This is a genomic window from Mycobacterium sp. E796 (genome assembly GCF_001672815.1).
GTDB lineage: Bacteria > Actinomycetota > Actinomycetes > Mycobacteriales > Mycobacteriaceae > Mycobacterium.
In genome coordinates this window covers 46,735-71,057 of sequence record NZ_LZKK01000307.1, presented here as the reverse complement: position 1 = coordinate 71,057, position 24,323 = coordinate 46,735, and the positions used below count along the sequence as shown (strand labels likewise).

Here is a 24,323-nt window from a genome sequence, read left to right as displayed (position 1 = left end):
GTTACGCCGAACTCGAGCATCAGCGGACGAAACCCTGGATCGTCGACCACTCCGCCTTCGACCGCACCTTCGGGCCCCTGCCCGTGACACGCCACGAGGAGGCCATCCGGCGAACCATCGAGTGGTATCGCGGCATCGCGCGGTGAACCGCCGAGCGTGCACCCAGCTTCACACTCGGGCCCGAGGGTGCGGCTAGGCGCACACCCGGCGCGGAGGGGTAATGCGCTCAGACGTCGGAGGAGTAGCGGATCCCGCCGTCGGGAATGGAGATCCCCGGCCACACCCGCGCGCCGCGCAGCAACTCGCAGCGCGCGCCGATGTCGGCGCCGTCGCCGATCACCCCGTCGCGGATCAGCGCACGCGGGCCGATGCGGACGCCGAAGCCCAGGATCGAGCGCTCGATCACGCTGCCGGCCTCCACCTTGACCCCGTCGAAGATCACCGCGCCGTCCAGCCGGACGCCGGGGCCGATCTCGGCGCCACGCCCGACGACCGTGCCGCCGATCAGCACCGCACCGGGCGATACCGCCGCGCCGTCGTGCACCAGCTGCTCGCCGCGGTGGCCGTGGAGGGCCGGCGACGGCGCGATCCCGCGGACCAGGTCCGCCGAGCCGCGCACGAAGTCCTCCGGCGTGCCCATGTCCCGCCAGTAGGTGGCGTCGACGTATCCGCAGACCTTGACTCCCGCGTCGGACAGCAGGGCCGGGAACACCTCGCGTTCGACCGAAACCTCGCGACCGCGCGGGATCCGGTCGATGATGGCGCGCTTGAAGACATACGTCCCGGCGTTGATCTGGTCGGTGGGCGGGTCCTGCGTCTTTTCGAGGAAGGCGACGACGCGGTTGTGCTCGTCGGTGGTCACGCAGCCGAACGCCCGCGGGTCGCCCACCCGCACCAGGTGCAGCGTGACGTCGGCCTCATTGGTCTGGTGGAAGTCCAGCAGCTGGCCCAGGTCGGCGCCGGACAGCACGTCGCCGTTGAACACCATCACGGTGTCGTTGCGCAGGTGGTCGGCGACGTTGCCAATGCCGCCGCCCGTTCCCAGCGGCTGCTCCTCGGTGACGTATTCGAGCTGCAGGCCCAGCTTGGAGCCGTCGCCGAACTCGGCCTCGAAGACCTGGGCCTGATACGACGTGCTCAGGATGACGTGCTCGATGCCGGCCGCGGCGATGCGCGACAGCAGGTGGGTCAGAAACGGCAGCCCGGCGGTGGGCAGCATGGGTTTGGGCGCGGACAGCGTCAGCGGCCGCAACCGGGTGCCCTTGCCGCCGACCAGCACCACCGCATCGACCTGAGATGTTCCCATTTCAGCGCCGCCCTTCCGCCACGTTCCGTCTACTCAGGCGCCGCGCACTGCGCACCATCAGCCGCGAACGCACCATCAGCGAAACCCGCAGCGTCCAGCGCAGCGGCGCCCGCCACCATCCAGGATGCCGGTCGGCGAGGAACATGTAGGTGCTTTTGTGATGAGCGGCCAGGTGGAGTCCCGGGTCGTGGCCGGTCGAGTGGCCCTTGTCGTGCAGCACTTCGGCCGTCGGCACGTAGACGTTCAGCCAGCCGGCCTTGCCCAGCCGGTCACCGAGGTCGACATCCTCCATGTACATGAAGTAGCGCTCGTCGAACCCCCCGACCTGGTCGAAGGCCGATCGCCGCACCAGCAGGCAGGACCCAGACAGCCAGCCCACCGCCCGCTCGCTGGGCTCCAGCCGTTCCTGGCGGTAGGCCGCCGTCCACGGGTTGCGCTTCCAGAACGGGCCGACCACCGCGTGCATGCTCCCGCGGATCAGGCTCGGCAGGTGCCGCGCCGATGGATACACCGAGCCGTCGGGGTCGCGGATGAGCGGCCCCAGCGCGCCGGCGTGCGGCCAGCGGGTGGCGGCGTCCAGCAGGGCATCGATGCTGCCGGGGCCCCACTGCACGTCGGGGTTGGCCACGATCAACCAGTCCCCGTTCTCGTCGTCGTCCAGCCGCGCGACCGCGCGATTCACCGCGGTCCCGTATCCGAGGTTGGCGCCGGTGTCGATGAGCCGGACGTTCGGGTAGCGCTCGACGGCCTCCTGCGGGGCCCCATCGGTGGAGCCGTTGTCGGCCAGCAGCACGCTGACCGGGCGCTCGGTGGCGATCGACAGGGAGGCCAAGAACCTCTCGAGGTGGGGGCCCGGTGAGTAGGTCACCGTCACGACCGGCAGGACGTCAGTCACGCGTCGAGGGTAACGGTCGATCGCCGGCGGACGCGGCCAGCGCCGCGACAAGCGCAGGGCGCCAGGGCCTTAACGGTGTCAGACCCGCCGCCGCGGACTCGCGGCTGCCCAGCGCGGAATAGCTCGGGCGGGGCGCCGGGCGCGGGAAGTCGTCGGTCTTGACCGGTCGCACCCGGTCCGGGTCAGCGCCGCATTCACTGAACACCGCGCGGGCCTGCTCGAAGCGCGACACCGCACCCTCGTTGGCGGCGTGCAGGATGGGCCCGGGCACCCGCTCGTCGGCGACCTGCAGGAGCGCGACGGCCAGATCGGCGACGTACGTTGGCGACCCGACCTGGTCGTCGACGACGTCCACCGGGCCGTCCCCCGCGGCCAGGCGACGCATGACGGCGACGAAGTCCTTGCCGGTTCCGCCGGTGTAGAGCCAGGCGGTCCTGACCACTATCCCTTGGGACGCCTCCGGCAGCGCGGCCAGCACCTCCTCCTCGCCGGCGAGCTTGGACAGGGCGTATACGCCGCGCGCGTCGGTCTTGTCGCTGGGCTCATACGGGTGCGGGCCGCCCTCGGGGGGCGGGCCGGTGAACATGTAGTCGGTGGAGACGTGGATCAGCCGGGCGCCGGCCTTGGCGCATGCCCGCGCCAAGTGCCCCGGGCCGGTCGCGTTGACGGCGTAGGCACCGGCCTCGTCGCTCTCCGCACCGTCGACGTTGGTGTACGCGGCGCAGTTGACCACCACGTCGCCGGCCCGGATGATCCGTTCCGCCGCGGCGGGGTCGGTGATGTCCCACTGCGACGACGTGAACGCCAGCACGTCGCGGCCCCGGTCGGCGGCCAGCGCCGTCAGAGAAGTGCCCAATTGCCCGCCCCCGCCGCTGATCACAAGCCTTTCCGACATGTGTCGAGTCTGGCATGGCCCGGGCACGCCGCTTTCAGCTACCCGCGAAGCGGGTGTGTCACAAGTAATCTGTTGTGATGCCTGTGCAACGTGTGGTTCGTGTGGTTGCCACTGTGCTCACCGTCGCGGTCGTTTTCGGGACCGGAATCGCCTGGAGCAACGTCCGGTCCTTCGAGGACGGCATCTTCCACATGTCCGCCCCGTCGCTGGGCAAGGGCGGCGACGACGGCGCGATAGACATCCTGCTGGTCGGCCTGGACAGCCGCACCGACGCGCATGGCAACCCGCTGTCGGCCGAGGAGCTGGCGACGCTGCGGGCCGGCGACGAGGAGGCCACCAACACCGACACGATCATCCTGGTCCGGATACCGAACAACGGGAGGTCGGCGACGGCGATCTCGATCCCGCGGGACTCCTACGTCGTGGCCCCTGGCCTGGGCAAGACGAAGATCAACGGCGTCTACGGCCAGACCCGGGAGGCGAAGCGGGCCAGCCTGGTCAAGGCCGGCGCGTCGGCCGCCGAGGCCGAGGCGCAGGGCACCGAGGCCGGCCGCGAGGCCCTCATCAAGACCGTCGCCGACCTGACCGGGGTCACCGTCGACCACTACGCCGAGATCGGGTTGCTGGGCTTCGCGCTGATCACCGACGCGCTCGGCGGCGTCGAGGTCTGCCTCAAAGAGCCCGTATACGAACCGCTTTCGGGCGCCGACTTCCCGGCCGGCCGGCAGAAGCTCGACGGCCCGCAGGCGCTGAGCTTCGTCCGCCAGCGCCACGACCTGCCGCGCGGCGACCTGGACCGGGTGGTGCGCCAGCAAGCGGTGATGGCCTCGTTGGCCCACCGGGTCATCTCAGGCAAGACGCTGTCCAGTCCTTCCACGTTGGGCCGGTTAGAGGCGGCCGTCCAGCGCTCGATGGTGATCTCCTCGGGATGGGACGTGATGGATTTCCTGCAGCAGCTGCAAAAGCTGGCCGGCGGTAAGGTCGCGTTCGCCACCATCCCGGTGCTCGACGGGGCCGGCTGGAGCGACGACGGCATGCAGAGCGTGGTCCGGGTGGACCCGCACCAGGTCGCCGACTGGGTGGGCAGCCTGCTGCAGGACCAGGCGCAGGGCAAGACCGAGGAACTGGCCTACACCCCGGCCAAGACCACCGTCGACGTGGTCAACGACACCGACATCAACGGGTTGGCCGCGGCGGTGTCCGATGTGTTGAGCGCCAAGGGATTCGGCGCCGGAACCGTCGGCAACAACGACGGCGGCCACGTGAAGGGCAGCCAGGTACGCGCCGCCAAGACCGACGACCTGGGCGCGCAGCAGGTCGGCAAGGAACTGGGCGGGCTGCCGGTCGTCGCCGACCCGGCGCTGCCCGCCGGATCCGTGCGGGTGGTGCTCGCCAACGACTACACCGGCCCGGGCTCCGGCCTCTCCGGTGCCCCGAGCACCCAGGTGTTGTCCGCCCGGGCGTCCAACGCGGGCGATGCCGGCGGCACCAACACGCCGCCGCCGTCGCCGATCCTGACCGCCGGCTCCGACAAGCCGGAGTGCATCAACTGAGCACGCTCTCCGGCGCGATCCTGGATCCGATCCTGCGGGCCGACCCGGTCGGGCCGCGTATCACCTACTACGACGACGCGACGGGCGAGCGCATCGAATTGTCCGGCGTGACGCTGGCCAACTGGGCGGCCAAGACCGGCAACCTGTTGCGCGACGAGCTGGGCGCCGGGCCGGCCAGCCGGGTCGCGATCCTGCTGCCCGCGCACTGGCAGACGGCGGCGGTGCTGTTCGGGGTGTGGTGGATCGGCGCCGAGGCGGTCCTCGAATCGGGCGCCGCCACCGACCTCGCGCTGTGCACTGCCGAGCGGCTGGACGAGGCGGACGCTTCGGTGGCCGGCGGTGAGGTCGCGGTGCTCTCGCTGGACCCGTTCGGCCGCCCCGCACCGGACCTGCCGATCGGCGTCACCGACTACGCCACCGCCGTCCGGGTGCACGGCGACCAGATCGTCGCTGAGCGCCACCCCGGCCCGGCGCTGGCCGGCCGATCGGTCGAAGAGGTCCTGGCCGATTGCGAGAGATCGGTCGCCGCAAGGGAATTGACATCCGGCGATCGCGTCCTGTCCACTGCGTCCTGGTCCGGTCCCGACGAACTGGTCGACGGGCTGTTGTCGATCCTGGCGGTCGGCGCGTCGCTGGTGCAGGTCGCCAACCCCGACCCCGCGGCGCTGCCGCGCCGGATGGCGACCGAAAAGGTCACCCGCGACCTATCGACAAGTTAGCTTACCCTGAGCTAAGTTTACGGGGTTAACTCAGCTCAGGTTGGGGGCAGAGGCTTGGCTGACGCGGGCATCGGCATGCGTACGGCTCGTACCGGGGCCGGCGAGGCGCGCGGCCGCCCATGACGGCGCCCATTTGGATCGCCGCACCGCCGGAGGTGCATTCGGCCGCACTCAGCACGGGCCCCGGCCCGGCGTCGCTGCTGGCGGCGGCGGCGTCGTGGAACGACTTGAGCGCCGAATATGCTTATGCGGCAGCGGAACTCACCGCGGTGCTGGCCGATGTGCAGGCCGGGCTGTGGGACGGCCCGAGCGCGGAGTCGTTCGAGGCCGCCCACGTGCCGTATCTGGCGTGGTTGATGCAGGCCAGCGCCGACAGCGCCGCGACGTCGGCCCAGCACGAGGCCGCGGCCGCCGCCTACACGGCCGCGCTGGCGGCCATGCCGACGCTGGGCGAGCTGGCCGCCAACCACATCGTCCACGGGGTGTTGGTGGCCACCAATTTCTTCGGGCTCAACACCATTCCGATCGCGCTCAACGAAGCCGACTACGCGCGAATGTGGATCCAGGCCGCCACGACGATGAGCGTCTATCAAGCGATCTCCAGCGCGGCGGTCGCATCAACGCCACACACCACCGCCGCGCCGGTGATCGTGAACCCGGTGTCGACGTGGGTCAACACCGTGATCAGCGCTATCAATACCGTCGAGCAACTCGGCCAGGACGCGTCCACGCTGAACCTGTTCGACCTGCAATCGGCGTTGTTGAACGCGATCCAGAACTTCAGCGTCGCGGCCTTCATGGCGGATCCGGTCGGCTACAGCCAGCAGACCGTCGAGTCCTTCGTGGGACAGTTTCCCCTGCTGTCGGACCTCTATTTCGGGTTCGGCGGCGACCACGTGTTCGAATTCCTGGCGAACCCGGTGGGGTACGTCGAGAACATCGTCAACAAGTTCGTGGCGGATCCGGTGCTGTATCTGAGTAACCCGTTCCTGCTGTTCCTCAGCCCCGACGACTTCGCGTCCATCGGCTACAGCGCGATTTCCCCCTTCATCGCGCCCTCCGCCCTGGCCGTCGCCCCCGTCGGGGCCGTCGGCGGATTCGCCGGGCTGGCCCAGGCGACCGACGTGGCCGGCCTGCCCGCGCCGGCCATCGCGCCGGCGCTGGCACCGGTGGCGCACGCGCCCGCTTTGTTGCCGGTCGCCGCGGCGGCGCCGACGGCGGTCGCGTCCGCCGTCGCGCCCGGCTCTGGCCCCGCCCCCGCACCCACGGCGAGCGCCGTCGCCAGTGCGCCGGCGGCGGCGCCGCCGCCCGCGCCGGGGGCGAGTTTCACGCCGCCTTACGCGGTGGCGCCCCCCGGGATCGACGTCGGTTCGGGGCGTCGCACCGGTGCCGGCTCCGGCGCCAAGACGACGGCGCCACAACCGGATAGCGCCGCGGCGGTAAGCGCGGCGGCCGCGCGGGAGCGGGCGCGGGCGCGGCGACGCCAGCTCGCGAAGCAGCGCGGGCACGGCGACGAGTTCATGGACATGGACGTCGAGGTCGACCCGGACTGGGCAGCGCCGACGGTCGCGTCGACGAAGGCATCGGATCGCGCGGCGGGAACCATTGGCTTCGCCGGGACGGTGTCGCAAGGCAGTGCCCATCCGACCGGGTTGACCGCGCTCTCCGACGACGAGTTCGGCGGCGGCCCGACGGTGCCGATGCTGCCCAATACCTGGAATCCCGAAGCGCCCGAATGACACCGGCCGACTCATATTGATATCGCAATATCCGCATCCCAGTGTTAACGTCGTCTGAAGCATTGACCGACGCTGTGACGACGGGAAGGGTGAGGCAATGGCGCTGTACGGGCTCCTGGCAAAGGCGGCGGGGACGGTGGTCACCGGCCTGGTCGGTGTGACGGCCTACGAGGTGGTGCGCAAGGCCGTGGCGAAGGCGCCGCTGCACGAGACCGCCGTGTCGGCGGCGGAGCTGGGCCTGCGCGGCACCCGCAAGGCGGAGGAGGCCGCCGAGTCGGCGCGCCTCAGGCTCGCCGACGTCATGGCCGAGGCCCGCGAACGCATCGGCGAGGAGGCGCCCACGCCGTCCGTCACCGACGCCCATGAGCACGATCACTGACCGCCTGGCGCAACCCGAAGACCCTGCCCTGCAACTCATTTCGGATGCGGCCGGGCGCATGCGGGTCGCGGTCGGATGGGTGCGCGCCGACTCGCGGCGCGCCGTGGCGGTCGAGGAGGCCGTCGCCAAGGTGCCGGGGGTGCGTGCGGTGCACGCCTACCCGCGCACCGGCTCGGTGGTCGTCTGGTATTCGCCGCGGCGCGCCGATCGCGCCGCGATGCTGGACGCGATCGCCGGTGCCGCCCGCGTCGCCGCCGAACTGATCCCGGCACGCGCGCCGCACTCGTCGGAGATCCGCAACACCGACGTGCTGCGCATGGTCATCGGCGGCGCGGCGCTGGGGTTGCTCGGCGTGCGCCGGTACGTGTTCGCGCGGCCACCGCTGCTGGGCCCGAGCGGCCGGCTGTTCGCCACCGGCGTCACCGTCTTCACCGGCTACCCCTTCCTGCGCGGCGCGCTGCGCTCGCTGCGCTCCGGCCGGGCCGGCACCGACGCGCTGGTCTCGGCGGCCACCGTGGCGAGCCTGGTGCTGCGGGAGAACGTCGTGGCCCTCACCGTGCTGTGGCTGCTCAACATCGGCGAGTACCTGCAGGACCTCACGCTGCGCCGGACCCGGCGCGCCATCTCCGAATTGCTGCGCGGCAACCAGGACACGGCGTGGATCCGCTTGCCGGACGGCGAGATTCAGGTGCCGATCGACAGCGTCGAAATCGGCGACGAGGTGGTGGTGCACGACCATGTCGCGATACCGGTGGACGGCGAGGTCATCGACGGCGAGGCGATCGTCGATCAGTCGGCGATCACAGGGGAGAACCTGCCCGTCAGCGTCATCGTCGGCGCCCACGTGCACGCCGGCTCGGTCGTGGTGCGCGGACGGCTGGTGGTGCGCGCGGTCGCCGTCGGCAACCAGACCACCATCGGGCGCATCATCGCCCGGGTCGAAGAGGCGCAGCACGATCGAGCGCCGATCCAGACGGTCGGCGAAAACTTCTCCCGCCGTTTCGTTCCCACCTCGTTCATCGTCTCGGCCATCACCCTGGCCGTCACCGGGGACGTCCGCCGGGCGATGACCATGCTGCTGATCGCGTGCCCGTGCGCGGTGGGCCTGGCCACCCCGACCGCGATCAGCGCGGCGATCGGCAATGGCGCGCGCCGGGGCATCCTGATCAAGGGCGGCTCCCATCTGGAACAGGCGGGTCAGGTCGACGCGATCGTGTTCGACAAGACCGGCACGTTGACCGTAGGCCGCCCGGTGGTCACCAATATCGTTGCGATGCATAAGGATTGGGAGCCGGAGCAGGTGCTGGCCTATGCGGCCAGCTCAGAGATCCATTCGCGGCATCCACTGGCCGAGGCGGTGATCCGCTCGACCGAGGAACGCCACATCAGCATCCCGCCGCACGAGGAGTGTGAGGTGCTGGTGGGCATGGGCATGCGGACCTGGGCCGACGGGCGGACCCTGCTGCTGGGCAGCCCGTCGCTGCTGCAGTCCGAGAAGGTCAAGGTGTCCAAGAAGGCGAAGGAATGGGTCGACCGGCTGCGCCGCCAGGCGGAGACGCCGTTGCTGCTCGCGGTGGACGGCACCCTGGTGGGGCTGATCAGCCTGCGCGACGAGGTGCGGCCCGAGGCGGCCGGGGTGCTGACGAAGTTGCGCGCCAACGGGATTCGCCGGATCGTCATGCTCACCGGCGACCATCCCGAGATCGCCGAGGTGGTGGCGGCCGAGCTCGGGATCGACGAGTGGCGCGCCGAGGTGATGCCGGAGGACAAGCTCGAGGTGGTGCGCGAGCTGCAAGGCGACGGCTTCGTGGTGGGCATGGTCGGCGACGGCATCAACGACGCCCCGGCGCTGGCCGCCGCCGACATCGGGATCGCGATGGGCCTGGCGGGAACCGACGTGGCCGTCGAGACCGCCGACGTGGCGCTGGCCAACGACGACCTGCATCGCCTGCTCGACGTGCGCGACCTGGGCGCCCGCGCGGTCGACGTGATCCGCGAGAACTACGGCATGTCGATCGCAGTCAACGCCGCCGGGCTGATCATCGGCGCGGGCGGAGCGCTCTCCCCCGTGCTGGCCGCGATCCTGCACAACGCATCGTCGGTTGCGGTGGTGGCCAACAGCTCCCGGCTGATCCGGTACCGCCTCGACTGAGGCGCGGCAGCCCGCCTCGGTCGGCGTCCGGCACAATGAGCCAGTGCCGCGGATTTTCCTCAGCCACTCCAGCAAGGACAACCGGGAAGCGACCGCGTTGCGGCAGTGGTTGATCGACCAGCGCCCGGAGCTGGTGAGCGAGATCTTCCTCGACATCGCCGAAGACACGGGGTTGGCGCCGGGGCAGCGGTGGAAGGACGCCTTGCGCCAGGCGAACCAGCGCTGCGAGGCCGTCATCTGCCTGGTGTCCCATGCCTGGGGAAGCTCGCCGGAGTGCAAGACCGAATACCGCACCGCCGAGACGCTGGGCAAGCAGATCTTGGTCGCGCGGCTGGAGGACACCGGCGACTCCGACATCACCGCCGAGTGGCAGCGCTGCGACCTGTTCGCCCCCGGCCCGAAAACCGAGATCACCACGGCGTCCGGTGCTCCGGTGCTGTTCAACGCGGCGTCGCTCGATCAGCTCAAGAAGGCCATCGAGGGCACCGGGATCGGGCCGGAGAACTTCGTCTGGCCGCCGCGCAGAGACCCCGGCCGCGCCCCGTATCGCGGCTGGGAGCCCTTCGAAGACATCGACGCCGGCGTGTTCTTCGGGCGCAACGCGGCGATCATGCGCGGCACCGACGAGCTGCGCAAGATGCGCTTCGCAGGGGTCAAGTCGTTGTTCGTCGTCCTGGGCCCCTCGGGCAGCGGCAAGTCGTCGTTCCTGCGGGCCGGCCTGATCCCCCGCCTGCAGCGGGACGACCGCAACTTCGCGGTGCTCGGCACCGTGCGCCCGCGACGCAACGCGATCACCGGCGAGAGCGGCCTCGCCGCCGCGATTCACGCGGCGCGTCGCGCGCTGGGCCTGCCCGGCTCCCCGACGTTCGGCGAGCTCAAGACGATCTGCCGGGAGTCCGACGCGGATCGGGTCTGCGAGCTGTTGCTCGAGGTGCGCGACGCCGCCGCCGCGCGGCTCGCCTACAACGCCAACGCCAAGCGTCAGGCGCCGACACTGGTGTTGCCGCTGGACCAGGCCGAGGAACTCTTCTCGGCCGAATCCGTGTCCGCCCAGGCCGCCCAGGAGGCGGCCCGCTTCCTCGAGCTGTTGGCCGCCGTGATCACCCGCATCAACGCCGACGACGCCCGGCTCATCGTCGCGGCCACCATTCGCACCGACCGCTACGAGGCGATGCAGAGCCATCCGGCCCTCGACGGCATCGGCACCGAGCTGTTCAACGAGCTCAAAACGATGCCGCAGCACCACTTTCCGGTCGCCATCCGCGGCCCCGCCGCCCGTGCCTCCGAGGCGGGCGATCGGCTCGTCATCGCCGATGACCTGGTCGACCGCCTGGTCACCGATGCCGGCGGGGGCGCGGACACGTTGCCCCTGCTGGCCCTCACCCTGCAGCGGCTCTACACCGATTACGGCACCGCCGAAGAGATCACCCTTGACCATTACCAGGCGATGGGCGGGATGCCCAACGTCGTCAACAACCAGATCGAGGAGATCCTCTCGGCCGACTCCCGCGATCGCGACACCGCGCTGGAGTTGCTGCGGGCGGCGTTCATCCCCTGGCTTGCCTCCATCAACCCCGACAACGACAAAGCGCTGCGCCGGGTGGCGTTGCAGTCCGAGCTGCCCGCCGAAAGCCGTTCCCTGATCGACGCGTTCGTGGAGAAGCGGCTCCTGGTGCGCGACCGCCGGGGCAGCGAGGTGGTGGTGGAGGTCGCGCTGGAAAGCCTGCTGCGACAGTGGGACGAGCTGTCCCACTGGCTGGAGGACGAGCGCCAGAGCCTGGCGGCCGCAGCGGATCTCGAACGGTCGGCCGCGGCGTGGGACAGGCACGGGCGGGACGAATCCTGGCTGCTGGGCGGGTCGCGGCTCGCGGCGGCGGCAAAGGTCGCCGCCCGGCCGGGTTTCGCCGAACGGCTCGCCACCGTGGCCGATTACCTCGCCGCATCGCAGCAACACGAGGAGGAAAAGCTCGAGATCGAGCGGCGCCGTCACTACGACGCCGTCGCGCGCCGGCTCGTCGTCGAGGCGAAAGCGATGATGGCACAAACGATCCCGGGCGGCGATGCGGGCGCCTTCCAGCAGCTGCTCGCCGCCCGCGCCATCGCGTCGGAACCCGACGACGGCCCGATCGCCGAAGCGTTGGCGCTGCGGCCCCGGATGCTGAAGATCATGGATGCCCGCAAGCCGTTGCTGGGCGTGGCATTCCGGCCCGACGGGCTGCGCATCGCCGCTGCGGGCGAGGACAGGCTGATCCGGATCTGGGATTCGGTCACCGGTCAGCCGGTCGTTCGGCCGCTGGCCGGCCACGACGTGCGGGTGCGCGACGTGGCGTACAGCCCCGACGGGCGCCGGTTGGCCAGCGCGGGCGGGGACCGGACGGTGCGCGTGTGGGACGCGGAAACCGGCGAGCCGGTCGGCCGGCCGCTGACCGGCCACACCGGCGTCGTCAACAGCGTCGCATTCAGCCCCGACGGGCGCTGGGTGGCCAGCGCCGGCGACGACCTGACGGTGCGAGCCTGGGACGTGACGACCGGTGAGCCGGTCGGCCAGCCGATGACGGGCCACGCCGGCGTCGTCTACAGCGTCGCGTTCAGCCCCGACGGGCGGCTGCTGGCCAGCGGTGGTGCCGACAAGACGATGCGGGTCTGGGACCCGGTCAGCGGCCGCGCGCTCGGCAAGCCCCTGACCGGGCACGCCGACACGGTCTGGGTGGTGGCGTTCAGCCCCGACGGTCGGCTGGCAAGCGGGAGCCGCGACCAGACGGTGCGCTTCTGGGATCGGCTCAGCGGCAAGCCGCTCGGGGAGCCGCTCACCGGGCACACCGGCGTGGTGTGCGATATGTCGTTCAGTACCGATGGGCGGCGCCTGGCCACGGCCAGCTACGACGGCACGGTGCGCATCTGGGAGGGAACCACCTGCGAAACGCTGCGCGGGCACGCCGACGCGGTGCACGGTGTGGCGTTCAGCCCGGATGGCCGGAGCCTGGCCTCGGCCAGCCAGGACGGCACCGCGCGGCTGTGGTCCGCCTCCGACGTGCCCGAGGACCGGCCCTCGAGCCCCGCGGACGCGCTGTGCGCCATATTGACCACCAACATGGGCAAAGAGCAATGGCGCGTGTGGGTTTCGCCGGACATCGACTACATCCCGGCCTGCCCGGACCTGCCCATCCCCTGAGCGCCGGACGCGTTGGGCCGAAAACCCGATAACAAAACCATTAGGCTTTCACCGATGTAACACCACCGTGTCCGCGTGCTTACACGCTGAGCAAGCGTTTCAGCACCTTGCCGGCCGCGTTGCGGGGCAGCTCGTCGACGAACAGGACGTCGCGCGGAACCTTGAAGCGGGCCAAGCGGTTTCGGATGTAGTCCTTGACGTCGCTCTCGGTCAGCGATGCGCCCGGCCGTACCACGATGTAGCTGCGCAACCGCTGGCCGAACTCGTCGTCGCGGACGCCGACGACCGCGGCATCGAGGATGTCGGGATGCTGCGCCAGCGCCTCCTCCACCTCGCCGGGGTAGACGTTCTCCCCACCGGACACGATCATCTCGTCGTCACGGCCGTCGATGAACAGCCTTCCGGCCGCGTCGAAATGGCCGATGTCGCCGGTGGACATCAGGCCCCCGATCGACTCCTTGGTGCCGCCGCCGGTGTACCCCTCGAAGGCCAGCACGTTGCCGACGAAGATCCGCCCCGGGGTGCCCGGCGGGGCCTCCCGATCGCCGGCGAAGACCTTGACGACCGAACCGGGCACCACCGCACCGACGCATCCGGGCTCGACGGCCAGGTCGGCGGGCGTGGCGATGGTGGCGTAGGCGACCTCGGTGGAGCCGTACATGTTGTAGACCACGGGTCCCAGCGCCTCCATCGCGCGGGCGGCCAGCGCCGCCCCGAGTTGGGATCCGCCGACGAACACGATGCGCAACGAGGACAGATCGTGTTGGGCGAGGGCGGACCCACCGAGATCGAGGATGCGCCGCAGCATGATCGGGACCACGATCATGGCGCTGGCCCGATGCGCGGCCACGCCGGCCAGGGCTTGGGCGGGATCGAATTCGCGGCGCAGCACCAGCGTCGAGCCCAGCACCATCGCATACATCGCGTGGCTGAAGCCCAGCGAATGAAACAGCGGCACACAGCATTCGGTGACTTCCCGGCCGCGGAACGGCACCTTGCCGAGCAGCCCGCCGACCGGGATCAGGGAATATGGCTCGGAACGGGCGGCGCCCTTGGGCACGCCGGTCGTGCCGCTGGTCAGGATGACTATCTTGGGCCGGCCGCCGGATCGGGGTGGCGGACCGGGATCGCCGCGCTCGATCAACGCATCGAGCGTGTCGGGACCGGGCGACTGCGCCCAGGCCCGGATGCGGCCCAGCCTCGGCCGGACGTCCGCGACGATGCCGGCGTAGTCGTCGTCGTACACGAGCAGGTCGGCACCCTCGCGGGACAGCATCTCGGCGAGTTGCGCGCCGCCGAAGCCGGTGTTGAGCAGCAGGACGCCGGCGCCACACTTGGCCGCGCCGTAGACGGCCTCCAGGAAGCCCCGGTGATTGGCGGCCAGGATGCCCACGCTCGCGCCCGGGCCAAGCCCGCGCCGGCGCCACTCGTTGGCCAGCGCGTTGGTCCGCTCGTCCAGCTCACCGAACGTCAACGGGCCACGCTCGTCGATCAGCGCCAGCCCGTCGCGGTCCCGGGCGGCGGCGATCGCCGTCGCGGCGCCCAGGAGCCCGTAACGGTCCAGTGCCCGCAGCACCGTAACGATCCGACCGGGTGGGATCAACCGCAACCCCCCGGACCGTGCATACATAGCGAGCGACCAGGTTTCCAACCTGAGACGCCCGAACATCTTCGCCGCCATTGCCTTCACCCTGCTGGTCGAGGCGGCCGTCGATAAGTGCGTAACGCCACCACCGGCGGGGTCTTTGGTCACAGTTATTGTGGCTAACGAGTAGCGGAGAGAAGGGACGACATGGCGCGCACTGACAACGACACCTGGGACCTGGCGACGAGCGTGGGAGCCACCGCGACCATGGTGGCCGCGGGACGGGCCCGGGCGACCCGGGACGGGCTGATCGACGACGTGTTCGCCGAGCCGCTGGTGCGCGCGGTCGGGGTCGACTTCATGACCCGATGGGCCGCCGGCGAATTGAGCACCGAGGACGTCGACGAGCCGGGCGCCCCATGGGGCATGCAGCGCATGACCGACATGATGGCCGCCCGCACCCGCCACATCGACGCGTTCCTCGCCGAGGCGCAAAGCGCGGGCATCCGCCAGGTGGTGATCCTGGCCTCCGGCCTGGACGCGCGCGCGTACCGGCTGCCGTGGGCGCCGGGCACGACGGTGTACGAAATCGACCAGCCCGAGGTGATCGAGTTCAAGACTGCGACGATCGCCGAACTCGGCGCCAAGCCGACCACCGAGGTGCGGGCGGTGCCGATCGACCTGCGCCAGGACTGGCCGTCGGCGCTGCGGCAGGCAGGGTTCAACACCGCCCGCCCGGCCGCGTGGGTCGCCGAGGGCCTGCTCGGCTTCCTGCCGGGCGACGCCCAGGACCGGATGCTGGACCACATCACCGCGCTGTCCGCTGACGGCAGCCGGCTGATGGCCGAGGTCTTCTTCAACACGGGCGTCAGCGGGGACGCGCTCAATGCGGCGAGCGAGAAGTGGCGGGCCAACGGCCTCGATATCGCGCTGGGCGACCTGGGTTTCCCGGGCGAGCGCACCGACGTGGCAACCTACCTGGAGCGGCACGGCTGGCGCACGGTCCGCACACCCCTCAACCAGTTGTTGGCCGACACCGGGTTACCTTTGCAACGCAGCGAACCCGACGCGCCCTTCGCACGCAACTACTACTGCACCGCGGTGCTGGACCGGGCAGCTTAGAGGAAGGCCGCGCATGCCAAACAGCAAGCCCGCCAAGCCACTTGACGGGTATCGGGTACTGGACTTCACCCAGAACATCGCCGGGCCGCTGGCCGGACAGGTGCTGGCCGACCTGGGCGCCGAGGTGATCAAGGTGGAGGCCCCCGGTGGCGAGGCGGCCCGGCACATCACCGCCGTCCTGCCCGGGCGCCCGCCACTGCCCACGCTGTTCCTGCCCCACAACCGGGGCAAGAAATCGGTGGCCGTGGACCTCACCGACGACGAGAGCAAGCAGCGGATTCTGCGGCTCGTCGACACCGCCGACGTTGTGCTGGAAGGCTTTCGGCCCGGGGTCATGGAACGCATGGGCCTGGGACCCGACGAGCTGCGGGCGCGCAACCCGAAGCTGATCTACGCGCGGCTGTCGGCCTACGGCGGCAACGGCCCGCAGGGCAACCGGCCCGGCGTCGACCTGATGGTCGCCGCCGAATCGGGCATGACCACCGGAATGCCCACCCCGACCGGCAAGCCGCAGATCATCCCCTTCCAGCTCGTCGACGCGGCCAGCGGTCACGTGCTGGCCCAGGCGGTGCTGGCCGCGCTCCTCAACCGCGAGCGCCACGGGGTGGCCGACGTCGTGCGCGTCGCGATGTACGACGTCGCGGTCAACCTGCAGGCCAGTCAGCTGACCATCCACCTCAACAAGCCGAGCGAGCCGAAGCCCGACGCGGAGCCGAAACCCAAGAAGCGCAAGGGAGTTGGCTTCGCCACCCAGCCGTCCGACGCGTTCAAGGCCGCCGACGGCTACCTGGTGATCAGCGCGTACGTGCCCAAGCACTGGGCGAAGCTGTGCGAGATCATCGGCCGCCCCGACCTGCTGACTGACGAGCGGTTCATCGACCAGCGTGCCCGTGCGCTCAACTACCCGGAGCTGACCGAGGAATTGGAATCGGCGCTGGCGGCCAAGACCGCGGCCGAATGGGTCGAGCTGCTGCAGGAAGGCGGCCTGATGGCCTGCCACGCCCACACCTGGAAGCAGGTGGTCGGCACCCCGCTGTTCGCCGAGAACGAGCTCGCCCTGCGGGTCGGCAGCGGCGAGGACGCGATCACCGTCGTCCGCATGCCGGCGCGCTATTCCAGCTTCGACGCCGCGTCGGCCGGTTGGGCCACCGAACCCCCACCAGCGCCCGGGCAGCACAACGAGGAGTTCCTCACCGATTAGAGCCCCGGGAGCCGCACCACCTGAATGAAGAACTCGTCGATCTGGCGAACCGCGTTGATGAACGCGTCGAGGTCGACCGGCTTGGTGACGTAGGCGTTGGCGTGCAGTTGGTAGCTGCGCAAGATGTCCTCCTCCGCCGAGGAGGTGGTGAGCACGACGACCGGGATGCGCGCCAGGTCCGGGTCGGACTTGACCTTCTCCAGCAGCTGTCGGCCGTCGTATTTCGGCAGGTTCAGGTCGAGCAGGATGAGGTCCGGTCGCGGCGCGTCGGCGTATGGGCCGCGCCGGTAAAGGAAGTCCAGGCCCTCCTCCCCGTCGTGGGCGACGTGCAGGTTGTTCTTGAGCTTGTTGTGCTCGAACGCTTCTCGCGTGATCAGCTCGTCGCCCGGATCGTCCTCGACGAGCAGGATCTCGATCGCTCTACCGGCCGATGACGCTGATGTCATTGTGGGCTCCTTCCGAGGTGGCGATGGGCAGGGTGAACTGAAGCCGCGTCCCGTCGGTGTAGGTCGAGTCGACCCAGACGGTGCCGCCGTGCTGCTCGACGATCTTCTTGCACAGCGCCAGGCCCACCCCGGTTCCGGAGTACACGTCCCGGCCGTGCAGCCGCTGGAAAATGACGAAGACCTTCTCGGCGAATTCTTCGGCGATGCCAATGCCGTTGTCCGACACGGAGAGTAACCACCCGTCGGCGCGACGTTCGCAGTCGATGACCACGCGGGGCCGGCGGTCCTTGTGCCGGAACTTCACCGCGTTGCCGATCAGGTTCTGCCACAGCATGGTCAGCAGTGTGGGATCCCCCATGATGACCGGCAGCGGCTCCGTGGGCCGCACGATTTCGGCGTCCGTCTCCTCGATGGCGGCGGCGAGGTTGGCCAGGCCGGCGTCGAGCGCCGTGCCGAGGTCGACCTCGGTTTGCATCGTGGCCAGGCGGCCCACGCGGGAGAAGGTGAGCAGGTCGTTGATCAGCACCTGCATGCGCTTCGCCCCGTCGACGGCGTAGCCGATGTATTCGATCCCGCGCTCGTCGAGCTGGTCGCCGTAACGCTTTTCGAGCAGCTGGCAGAACGAGGCGACCTTGCGCAGCGGCTCCTGCAGATCATGGGACGCGACATAGGCAAACTGCTCGAGTTCGGCGTTGGAACGCCGCAATTCGACGGCTTGCTCGTCCAAAAGCGCACGGGCCGAACGGGATACCTCGAGCTCCTCGACGAGGCGCTCCCGCATGTTCTCCACATCGATCGCCATTTTGCGAATGTCCTTGGGGCGCTTGGGCGGTGCGATGCTTTCGCCGAAGTCGCCCTGCGTGATCCGCCGGCAGGCCGCGGCCAGCGCCGCCAGCGGGACGGTGACCGCGTCGCGCATCAACAGGCCGAGCGCGGCGGCCGTGGCGAAGAACAGCAACACCATCGCTCCGAGCACCCTGTCCCGCCAGACATCGGTGCGCTGCAGATCCTCGGCCGCGCTCGCCGAGGCCGCCGCCAGGTTCGCGTTTTGCCTGTCGAAAAGCGCACGCAGATGGTCGAATTCGGCTTTGCCGCGTTCGGTGGCGGGCCGGTTCGTGACGTTCCGGGAGTCCGGGGCCACGCTGGCGATCGCCGGCTCGGCATAGTTCGTCCGCCAGTTGGCGGCGGCCTTCTCGATCGAGTCCAGGTCGGCGACCAGGTCCGCGCGCTGCCCCAGCCGGCGCCGGATGTCTTCGGCCGCTTCCCGTTCGGCGTGCTCGCCGTCGTAGTACGGGGTGAGGAACTGCCGATCGGCGGTGATCAGGTAGCCCCGGACGCCCGTTTCCTGGTCCCGCAGCGCCGACTGCAGTTGGAACGCCGCCACCCGCGCGGGCTGGATCGCGTCGGTCAGCGCGCGCGACGTGTTGTCGGAGCGCTGCAGCAGCACGGCCCCGACCACTGCGCCGGCGAGCACCATCACGCCCATGCTGGACAGGACCAGGAACTGCCAGCCGCGCACGGTCAGCTCCTTCAGGCGCGGCACTCGCAGGGCGGGGCTCACGTCGTGGTCCGCTCGACGCGCACCACCGCGATGTCGTCGCTGAGCCCGCCGCGCGGGCGGGCGAGTTCCTCGGCGCCGTCGACGAGGGCGTCGACGAACGCCGGTCCGGGCAGCCGCGCATGCTTGCGGGCCAGCGCGAGCAGCCCGTCCTCGCCCAGGCGGCGGTTGCCTTCCCCGGAGTACCCCTCGAAGAGCCCGTCGGTCAACAGCAGCAGTCCGTGCCGCGCGGGCAGGCGCAGCTCGTGCCGGGGCCAGTGGTCGCCACCCAGGCCCAGCGCCGGACCGCCCGGCGGCTCCACCCATTCGACGCCCTCGCCGTGTTGCAGCAGCATCCCCGGATGGCCGGCCCGGACGGCGGTGACGCCACTGCCGTCGGGGTGGATCTCGAGGCTGAGCACCGTCGCGAAGATCCCGTTGCCGGTGCGTTCGGACTGCAGCACCCGCTCGAGCTTCGGCATCAGCTCGACGCCGTGCACCCCGGCGAAGGTGAGCGCGCGAAACGCGATGCGCAGGGCCGCCCCCAGCGCCGCCTCGTCCGGCCCGTGCCCGGCGACGTCGCCGATGAGGACGTGCACGACCCGGTCGGGTGTCTGCACGACGTCGTAGAAGTCCCCGCACAACAGGGCGTCCTCGCGGCTCGGCCGGTACCGGGCCACGATGTCGATGCCGGGCTCGTCGAGCAGCAGCGGCGACGGCAGCAGGCCGCGTTCCAGCAGCGCGTTCTCGCGGGCCCGAAGCTGGCTCGCGTGCAGGTCGGCGGCGATGAGCTCGGCCCGTTTGCGCTCGATCGCGTAGAGCAGCGCGCGCCGCAGCATCTCGGGCTCGACGCGCCCCTTGACGAGGTAGTCCTGCGCGCCCGCCGCAACCGCGGAGGCCCCGAAGTATTCGTCGTTCAACCCGGTCAGGACGACGATGGGGACCGTGGCGTCGCGCTTGGCGATGCGGTCCAGCGCGTCGATCCCGCTGGCGTCGGGGAGGTTCAGGTCCAGCAGCACGCAGTCGGGCCGCACCGATGCGAGCTCCTCTTCGGCCTGCGCGATCGACTGCGCCCAGGTCAGCCGGATGTCGGCGACCGCTTCGGCGATCAGCTCTTCCACGAGCAGCGCGTCGGCGCGGTCGTCCTCGACCAACAGCAGCGACAACGACTGCCAGTGCGCGGCGGGGCTGGAGGGAGGGCGCACGGGCGTCAATTCCCGGTCAGCCATGGAAGCCCATGGGAAGCCATGTTAAGCAATTGGACGCTCCAGTGGCCGCGATAAGACTTTGCTCTTGCACGACGGTCGGAGTGGATGGCCGGTGCCTGTTTACCGACGCTGGGGCCGGACTTACCGGCCCATCTCGTTGCCGTCGGAGATCCTATTCGGTGCGCCGACGCGTTCCCAAACGGAGTCCCGCATTCAGCGCAGCAGCGCCCGCGACATCACCACGCGCTGAATCTGGTTGGTGCCCTCGTAGATCTGCGTGATCTTGGCGTCGCGCATCATCCGCTCGACGGGGAAGTCGGTGGTGTAGCCGGCGCCGCCGAACAACTGCACGGCGTCCGTGGTCACCTCCATCGCGACGTCGGAGGCGAAGCACTTGGACGCCGCCGAGATGAAGCCGAGGTCGGGTTCGCCGCGCTCGGCCCGGGCGGCGGCCTGGTAGACCAGCAGCCGCGCGGCCTCGACCTTCATCGCCATGTCGGCCAGCATGAACTGCACGGCCTGGAAGCTGCTGATCGACTCCCCGAACTGCTTGCGGTCCTTGGTGTAGGCGATCGCGGCATCCAGCGCGCCCTGGGCGATGCCCACGGCCTGGGCCCCGATGGTGGGACGGGTGTGGTCCAGCGTGGCCAGGGCGGTCTTGAAGCCGGTGCCAGGCTCGCCGATGATCCGGTCGCCCGGGATGCGGCAGTTCTCGAAGTACAGCTCGGTGGTCGGCGAGCCCTTGATGCCGAGCTTCTTCTCCTTGGGGCCGACGGTGAAGCCCTCGTCGTCGATGTGCACGATGAACGCCGAGATGCCGTTGGCGCCCTTGTCCGGGTCGGTGACGGCCATCACCGTGTACCAGGTCGACTTGCCGCCGTTGGTGATCCAGGCCTTGGCGCCGTTGAGGATCCAGTCGTCGCCGTCGGCCTTGGCGCGGGTGCGCATCGACGCCGCGTCGCTGCCGGCCTCCCGCTCGGACAGCGCGTAGGACGCCAGCGCGCCGCCCTCCGCGAGCGAGGGCAGCACCTGCTTCTTCAGCTCCTCCGAGCCGCGCAGGATCAGGCCCATGGTGCCCAGCTTGTTCACCGCCGGGATCAACGAGGCGGACGCGTCGACGCGGGCCACTTCCTCGATGACGATGCACGCCGCGACCGAGTCCGCGCCCTGCCCGCCGTACTCCTCCGGCACGTGCACCGCGTTGAACCCCGACGCGTTCAGCGCGTCGGCCGCCTCCTGCGGGAACCGCGCGTTCTCGTCCACTTCGGCCGCGTGCGGCGCGATCTCCTTCTCCGCCAGCGCGCGGATCGCCGCCCGCAGCTCCCGGTGTTCCTCGGGCAGTTGGAACAGATCGAAAGACGGGTTTCCGGCCCATCCAGCCATGGTCGGCCTCCTTGCACTCGCTAAGCTACTCGCCGGTAACTTTACCGTGGCGCTGTTGCAGCGCCGAATCCTTGGCACGCACGGTCTCGGCCAGCTCGTCGGAGAACGCGACGAGCCGCGCCCGCAGCGCCGCGTCGGTCGCGGCCAGGATGCGCACCGCGAGCAGGCCCGCGTTGCGGGCGCCGCCGATCGAGACCGTGGCGACCGGAACGCCGGCCGGCATCTGCACGATCGACAGCAGCGAATCCAGGCCGTCTAGGCGGGCCAGCGGCACCGGCACGCCGATCACCGGCAGCGGCGTGGCTGAGGCGACCATTCCGGGCAGGTGCGCGGCGCCGCCGGCGCCGGCGATGATCACCTGCAGGCCGCGGTCGGCCGCCGTGCGCGCGTAGTCGAACATCACCTGCGGCGTGCGATGCGCCGAGACCACCCGGACCTCGGCCGGGACGTCGAACTCGGCCAGCGCCTCGGCGGCGTCGGCCATCACCGACCAGTCGCTGTCGCTGCCCATGATGACGCCGACGCGCGCCCGCTCACCCATATTGCGCCGTTCCTCTCCCCCGCAAGCGGGAGGTGCCCCCACATCGCTCTTTTGCTCTGCATCGTCACCGGCGCGCATGTGGGTCCCATCCGTCCGTCCACTGCCCGTGTGACAACCAGTGTGCCGCCAGGTCGGCGCGTTCACGCAGCTGGATCAGCCCCGCCGGGTCCGCGCCCAGGAAGTTGACGTGCCCGATCTTGCGGCCGGGCCGCTCCTCTTTGCCGTAGAGGTGAACCCGGGCGTCGGGCATCCGCGCGAACAGGTGGTGCAGCCGTTCGTCCATGCTCATCGCCGGGGTCTGCGGGGCGCCCAGCACGTTGGCCATCACGGTCACCGGCGCGATGGCGTCGGTGTCGCCGAGCGGGTAGTCCAGCACCGCGCGCAGGTGCTGCTCGAACTGGCTGGTGCGCGCCCCGTCCATGGTCCAGTGCCCGGAGTTGTGCGGCCGCATCGCGAGCTCGTTGACCAGCAGCGCACCATCGGTCGTCTCGAACAGCTCGACCGCCAGCACGCCGACGACACCGAGTTCGGCGGCCAACCGCAACGCCAGCTGCTGGGCCCCGGAGGCCACGCCGTCGTCCAGGTCCGGCGCGGGCGCGATCACCTGCACGCAGATCCCGTCCCGCTGCACCGTCTCCACCACGGGCCAGGCCGCGCCCTGCCCGAACGGCGAGCGCGCCACCAGGGCCGACAGTTCGCGGCGCAGGTTCACCTGCTCCTCGGCCATCACCGGCACGCCGTCGGCCAGGAAGCTGGCCGCGATTTCGCGGGCGTGCAAGGGGTCGCGGGCCATCCGCACCCCGCGCCCGTCGTAGCCGCCGCGGACGGCTTTGACGACGACGGGACCGCCCACCCGCGCGGCGAAGGCCTCGAGCTCGTCCAGGTTGCCGATGCCGGCATACCTCGGCACCGGTGCGCCCAGCGCCTCCAACCGCCGCCGCATCACCAGCTTGTCCTGGGCGTGCACCAGGGCGTGCGGCGGCGGCGCCACGTTGACGCCCTCGGCGACCAGCTTCTCCAGCAGCTCGGTCGGGACGTGCTCGTGGTCGAAGGTCAGCACGTCGGCCCCGGCCGCGACCCGGCGCAGGTCGTCGAGATCGGCGTGCGAGCCGATCATCACGTCGGGGCTGACCTGCGCGGCCGATTCGCCGGGGGCGGTCGCCAGCACCCGCAGCGTCTGCCCCAGCGCGATCGCGGACTGGTGGGTCATGCGGGCGAGCTGACCGCCGCCGACCATCGCCACGACGGGGGCGGCCTTCGGTGAGCGCTTGTTCGGCACGGCAATCATGGTGTCACGGCCCGCGGCGACGCCGATTTTGCGTCGTTTTCGCGTCCGTCCGTACACTGACGTGTTGTGTCCTTCGCCGATGCCGTAATTTCGCGCCTGCCAGAGGCCGTTCAGCCTCATTTGCTGCGCCATCACGAGCTGATCAAATTCGCGATCGTCGGCGGCACCACGTTCGTCATCGACTCGGCGATCTTCTACACCCTCAAGCTGACGATCCTCGAACCCAAGCCGGTGACCGCCAAGGTGATCGCGGGCATCGTCGCGGTCATCGCCTCCTACGTCTTGAACCGGGAGTGGAGCTTCCGCGACCGCGGCGGCCGCGAGCGCCACCACGAGGCGTTCTTGTTCTTCGCCTTCAGCGGCGTGGGCGTGCTGCTTTCCATGGCGCCGCTGTGGTTTTCGCACTACGTGCTGCAGCTGCGGGTGCCCGAGGTGTCGCTGACGCTGGAGAACATCACCGACTTCATCTCGGCCTACATCATCGGCAACCTGCTGCAGATGGCGTTCCGCTTCTGGGCATTCCGGCGCTGGGTGTTCCCCGACGAGTTCGCCCGCAACCCCGACAAGGCGATCGAATCCGCCCTTACCGCAGGCGGTTTCGCCGAGGTGCTGGAGGACGAGCTGGAGAAGAGCAACGTCACCCTGTTGCGGTCGTGGCGGAAAAAGGCGAGCCGATTCGGTCAGCTCGGCGACTCCTCGGAACCGAGGGTGTCGAAAACTTCGTGATACAGCAGCGCGTGCACCTCGCGCAGCCGCGGAATGTTGTAGAACTCCAACGGGTCTTGTGACGCCGACTCGATGATCAGCGTTCCGGTGCGAAACATGCGCTCGCTCAAGCGGTCCCGGAACTCCACGCTGTTGATCCGCGCCAGCGGGATGTCGATGCCGCTGCGCGTGAGCACCCCGTGCCGAAACATCACCCGGCGGTTGGTGACGACGAAATGCGTGGTCAGCCAGCCCAGGAGCGGCCAGAGCGTGAGCCAGCCGACGATCACCAGCCAGATGCCCCAGATGACGCCGTAGATGATGTTCTTGGCGAGCTGCTCCCAGTGCGTCGAGTTGAGGTAGCCGGAGCCGAACGCGGCCAGCGCGGTCGCCAGCACCAGCACCACGACGGGCCAGATCAACCGCTTCCAGTGCGGGTGGCGGTGCAGGACAACCTGCTCGCCGGCGGCCAGGGCGTTGTCCGGATAGCTCACGTG

The 24,323-nt window shown here is 70.2% G+C and carries 19 protein-coding genes and 1 pseudogene; 9 read left to right on the top strand and 11 right to left on the bottom strand.

Annotated features, from left to right (window positions below; genetic code table 11):
* Positions 1 to 226: 226 nt before the first annotated feature.
* From A5706_RS24370 to rfbD, 3 genes are read right to left on the bottom strand one after another with little or no spacing between them, the layout of a single operon-like run.
* Positions 227 to 1,306 carry a sugar phosphate nucleotidyltransferase gene (locus A5706_RS24370; RefSeq protein WP_068136482.1) on the bottom strand — a complete coding sequence of 360 codons (1,080 nt, stop codon included), beginning with the start codon at positions 1,304 to 1,306 and terminating at the stop codon, positions 227 to 229.
* A 1-nt stretch (position 1,307) separates the two neighbouring features.
* Positions 1,308 to 2,201, bottom strand: a complete 894-nt coding sequence (locus A5706_RS24365; protein WP_068136480.1) for a glycosyltransferase family 2 protein — start codon at positions 2,199 to 2,201, stop codon at positions 1,308 to 1,310.
* On the bottom strand, positions 2,194 to 3,096 hold the full coding sequence (gene rfbD / locus A5706_RS24360; protein ID WP_068136478.1) for a dTDP-4-dehydrorhamnose reductase: 903 nt from the start codon (positions 3,094 to 3,096) through the stop codon (positions 2,194 to 2,196). The genes A5706_RS24365 and rfbD overlap by 8 nt, the downstream gene beginning before the upstream one ends.
* Positions 3,097 to 3,170: 74 nt before the next feature.
* Here rfbD and A5706_RS24355 point away from each other — a divergent pair, with 74 nt between their 5' ends.
* The 6 genes from A5706_RS24355 (at position 3,171) to A5706_RS24330 (ending at position 12,810) form a co-directional block, all read left to right on the top strand.
* Positions 3,171 to 4,649 carry an LCP family protein gene (locus A5706_RS24355; protein ID WP_369831950.1) on the top strand — a complete coding sequence of 493 codons (1,479 nt, stop codon included), beginning with the start codon at positions 3,171 to 3,173 and terminating at the stop codon, positions 4,647 to 4,649.
* Positions 4,637 to 5,368 (top strand): TIGR03089 family protein, encoded by a 732-nt coding sequence (locus A5706_RS24350; RefSeq protein ID WP_068136473.1) that lies wholly within the window; start codon positions 4,637 to 4,639, stop codon positions 5,366 to 5,368. The genes A5706_RS24355 and A5706_RS24350 overlap by 13 nt, the downstream gene beginning before the upstream one ends.
* 119 nt (positions 5,369 to 5,487) lie before the next feature.
* Positions 5,488 to 7,107: a PPE family protein gene (locus A5706_RS24345; RefSeq protein ID WP_068136470.1), complete on the top strand. Its 1,620-nt coding sequence runs from the start codon at positions 5,488 to 5,490 to the stop codon at positions 7,105 to 7,107.
* 97 nt (positions 7,108 to 7,204) lie between these two features.
* The gene (locus tag A5706_RS24340) at positions 7,205 to 7,486 is read left to right on the top strand and encodes a DUF1490 family protein (RefSeq protein WP_068136467.1); all 282 of its coding nucleotides are present in this window, start codon (positions 7,205 to 7,207) and stop codon (positions 7,484 to 7,486) included.
* Complete coding sequence (ctpC, locus tag A5706_RS24335; RefSeq protein WP_068136463.1) at positions 7,470 to 9,638, top strand: manganese-exporting P-type ATPase CtpC; 2,169 nt, start codon at positions 7,470 to 7,472, stop codon at positions 9,636 to 9,638. Before A5706_RS24340 ends, ctpC begins: the two co-directional genes overlap by 17 nt.
* Before the next feature lie 43 nt (positions 9,639 to 9,681).
* The gene (locus tag A5706_RS24330) at positions 9,682 to 12,810 is read left to right on the top strand and encodes a TIR domain-containing protein (protein WP_068136460.1); all 3,129 of its coding nucleotides are present in this window, start codon (positions 9,682 to 9,684) and stop codon (positions 12,808 to 12,810) included.
* Between the two features lie 79 nt (positions 12,811 to 12,889).
* Here A5706_RS24330 and A5706_RS24325 read toward each other — a convergent pair whose 3' ends face one another.
* On the bottom strand, positions 12,890 to 14,491 hold the full coding sequence (locus A5706_RS24325; RefSeq protein WP_068136456.1) for an AMP-binding protein: 1,602 nt from the start codon (positions 14,489 to 14,491) through the stop codon (positions 12,890 to 12,892).
* A 111-nt stretch (positions 14,492 to 14,602) separates the two neighbouring features.
* Between A5706_RS24325 and A5706_RS24320 the strand changes: the two genes are divergently transcribed.
* Together A5706_RS24320 and A5706_RS24315 are read left to right on the top strand one after the other, a co-directional pair.
* Positions 14,603 to 15,517 carry a class I SAM-dependent methyltransferase gene (locus A5706_RS24320; protein WP_068136453.1) on the top strand — a complete coding sequence of 305 codons (915 nt, stop codon included), beginning with the start codon at positions 14,603 to 14,605 and terminating at the stop codon, positions 15,515 to 15,517.
* 13 nt (positions 15,518 to 15,530) lie between these two features.
* Positions 15,531 to 16,718, top strand: a complete 1,188-nt coding sequence (locus A5706_RS24315; protein ID WP_068136451.1) for a CoA transferase — start codon at positions 15,531 to 15,533, stop codon at positions 16,716 to 16,718.
* Here the strand turns inward: A5706_RS24315 and A5706_RS24310 are convergent.
* The 6 genes and pseudogenes from A5706_RS24310 to A5706_RS24285 form a co-directional block, all read right to left on the bottom strand.
* Positions 16,715 to 17,164, bottom strand: coding sequence for a response regulator (locus A5706_RS24310; RefSeq protein ID WP_068136448.1), 450 nt, complete (start codon positions 17,162 to 17,164; stop codon positions 16,715 to 16,717). The two genes, A5706_RS24315 and A5706_RS24310, sit on opposite strands and share 4 nt — an antisense overlap.
* On the bottom strand, positions 17,139 to 18,650 hold the full coding sequence (locus A5706_RS24305) for a CHASE3 domain-containing protein (RefSeq protein WP_082964594.1): 1,512 nt from the start codon (positions 18,648 to 18,650) through the stop codon (positions 17,139 to 17,141). The genes A5706_RS24310 and A5706_RS24305 overlap by 26 nt, the downstream gene beginning before the upstream one ends.
* A 71-nt stretch (positions 18,651 to 18,721) precedes the next feature.
* On the bottom strand, positions 18,722 to 19,867 hold the full coding sequence (locus A5706_RS24300; protein WP_231985398.1) for a PP2C family protein-serine/threonine phosphatase: 1,146 nt from the start codon (positions 19,865 to 19,867) through the stop codon (positions 18,722 to 18,724).
* Between the two features lie 255 nt (positions 19,868 to 20,122).
* Complete coding sequence (locus A5706_RS24295; RefSeq protein WP_068136440.1) at positions 20,123 to 21,292, bottom strand: acyl-CoA dehydrogenase; 1,170 nt, start codon at positions 21,290 to 21,292, stop codon at positions 20,123 to 20,125.
* Between the two features lie 25 nt (positions 21,293 to 21,317).
* Entirely contained in the window at positions 21,318 to 21,833 is a 516-nt protein-coding gene (purE, locus tag A5706_RS24290) for a 5-(carboxyamino)imidazole ribonucleotide mutase (RefSeq protein WP_068136436.1), read from the bottom strand.
* 3 nt (positions 21,834 to 21,836) lie between these two features.
* Positions 21,837 to 23,121: pseudogene (locus A5706_RS24285) on the bottom strand (5-(carboxyamino)imidazole ribonucleotide synthase); the annotation flags it as partial.
* 66 nt (positions 23,122 to 23,187) lie between these two features.
* Here A5706_RS24285 and A5706_RS24280 point away from each other — a divergent pair.
* Positions 23,188 to 23,847: a GtrA family protein gene (locus A5706_RS24280; protein ID WP_068112495.1), complete on the top strand. Its 660-nt coding sequence runs from the start codon at positions 23,188 to 23,190 to the stop codon at positions 23,845 to 23,847.
* Here A5706_RS24280 and A5706_RS24275 read toward each other — a convergent pair.
* Positions 23,802 to 24,320 carry a PH domain-containing protein gene (locus A5706_RS24275; RefSeq protein WP_068136433.1) on the bottom strand — a complete coding sequence of 173 codons (519 nt, stop codon included), beginning with the start codon at positions 24,318 to 24,320 and terminating at the stop codon, positions 23,802 to 23,804. The genes A5706_RS24280 and A5706_RS24275 overlap by 46 nt on opposite strands.
* Between the last annotated feature and the right edge of the window lie 3 nt (positions 24,321 to 24,323).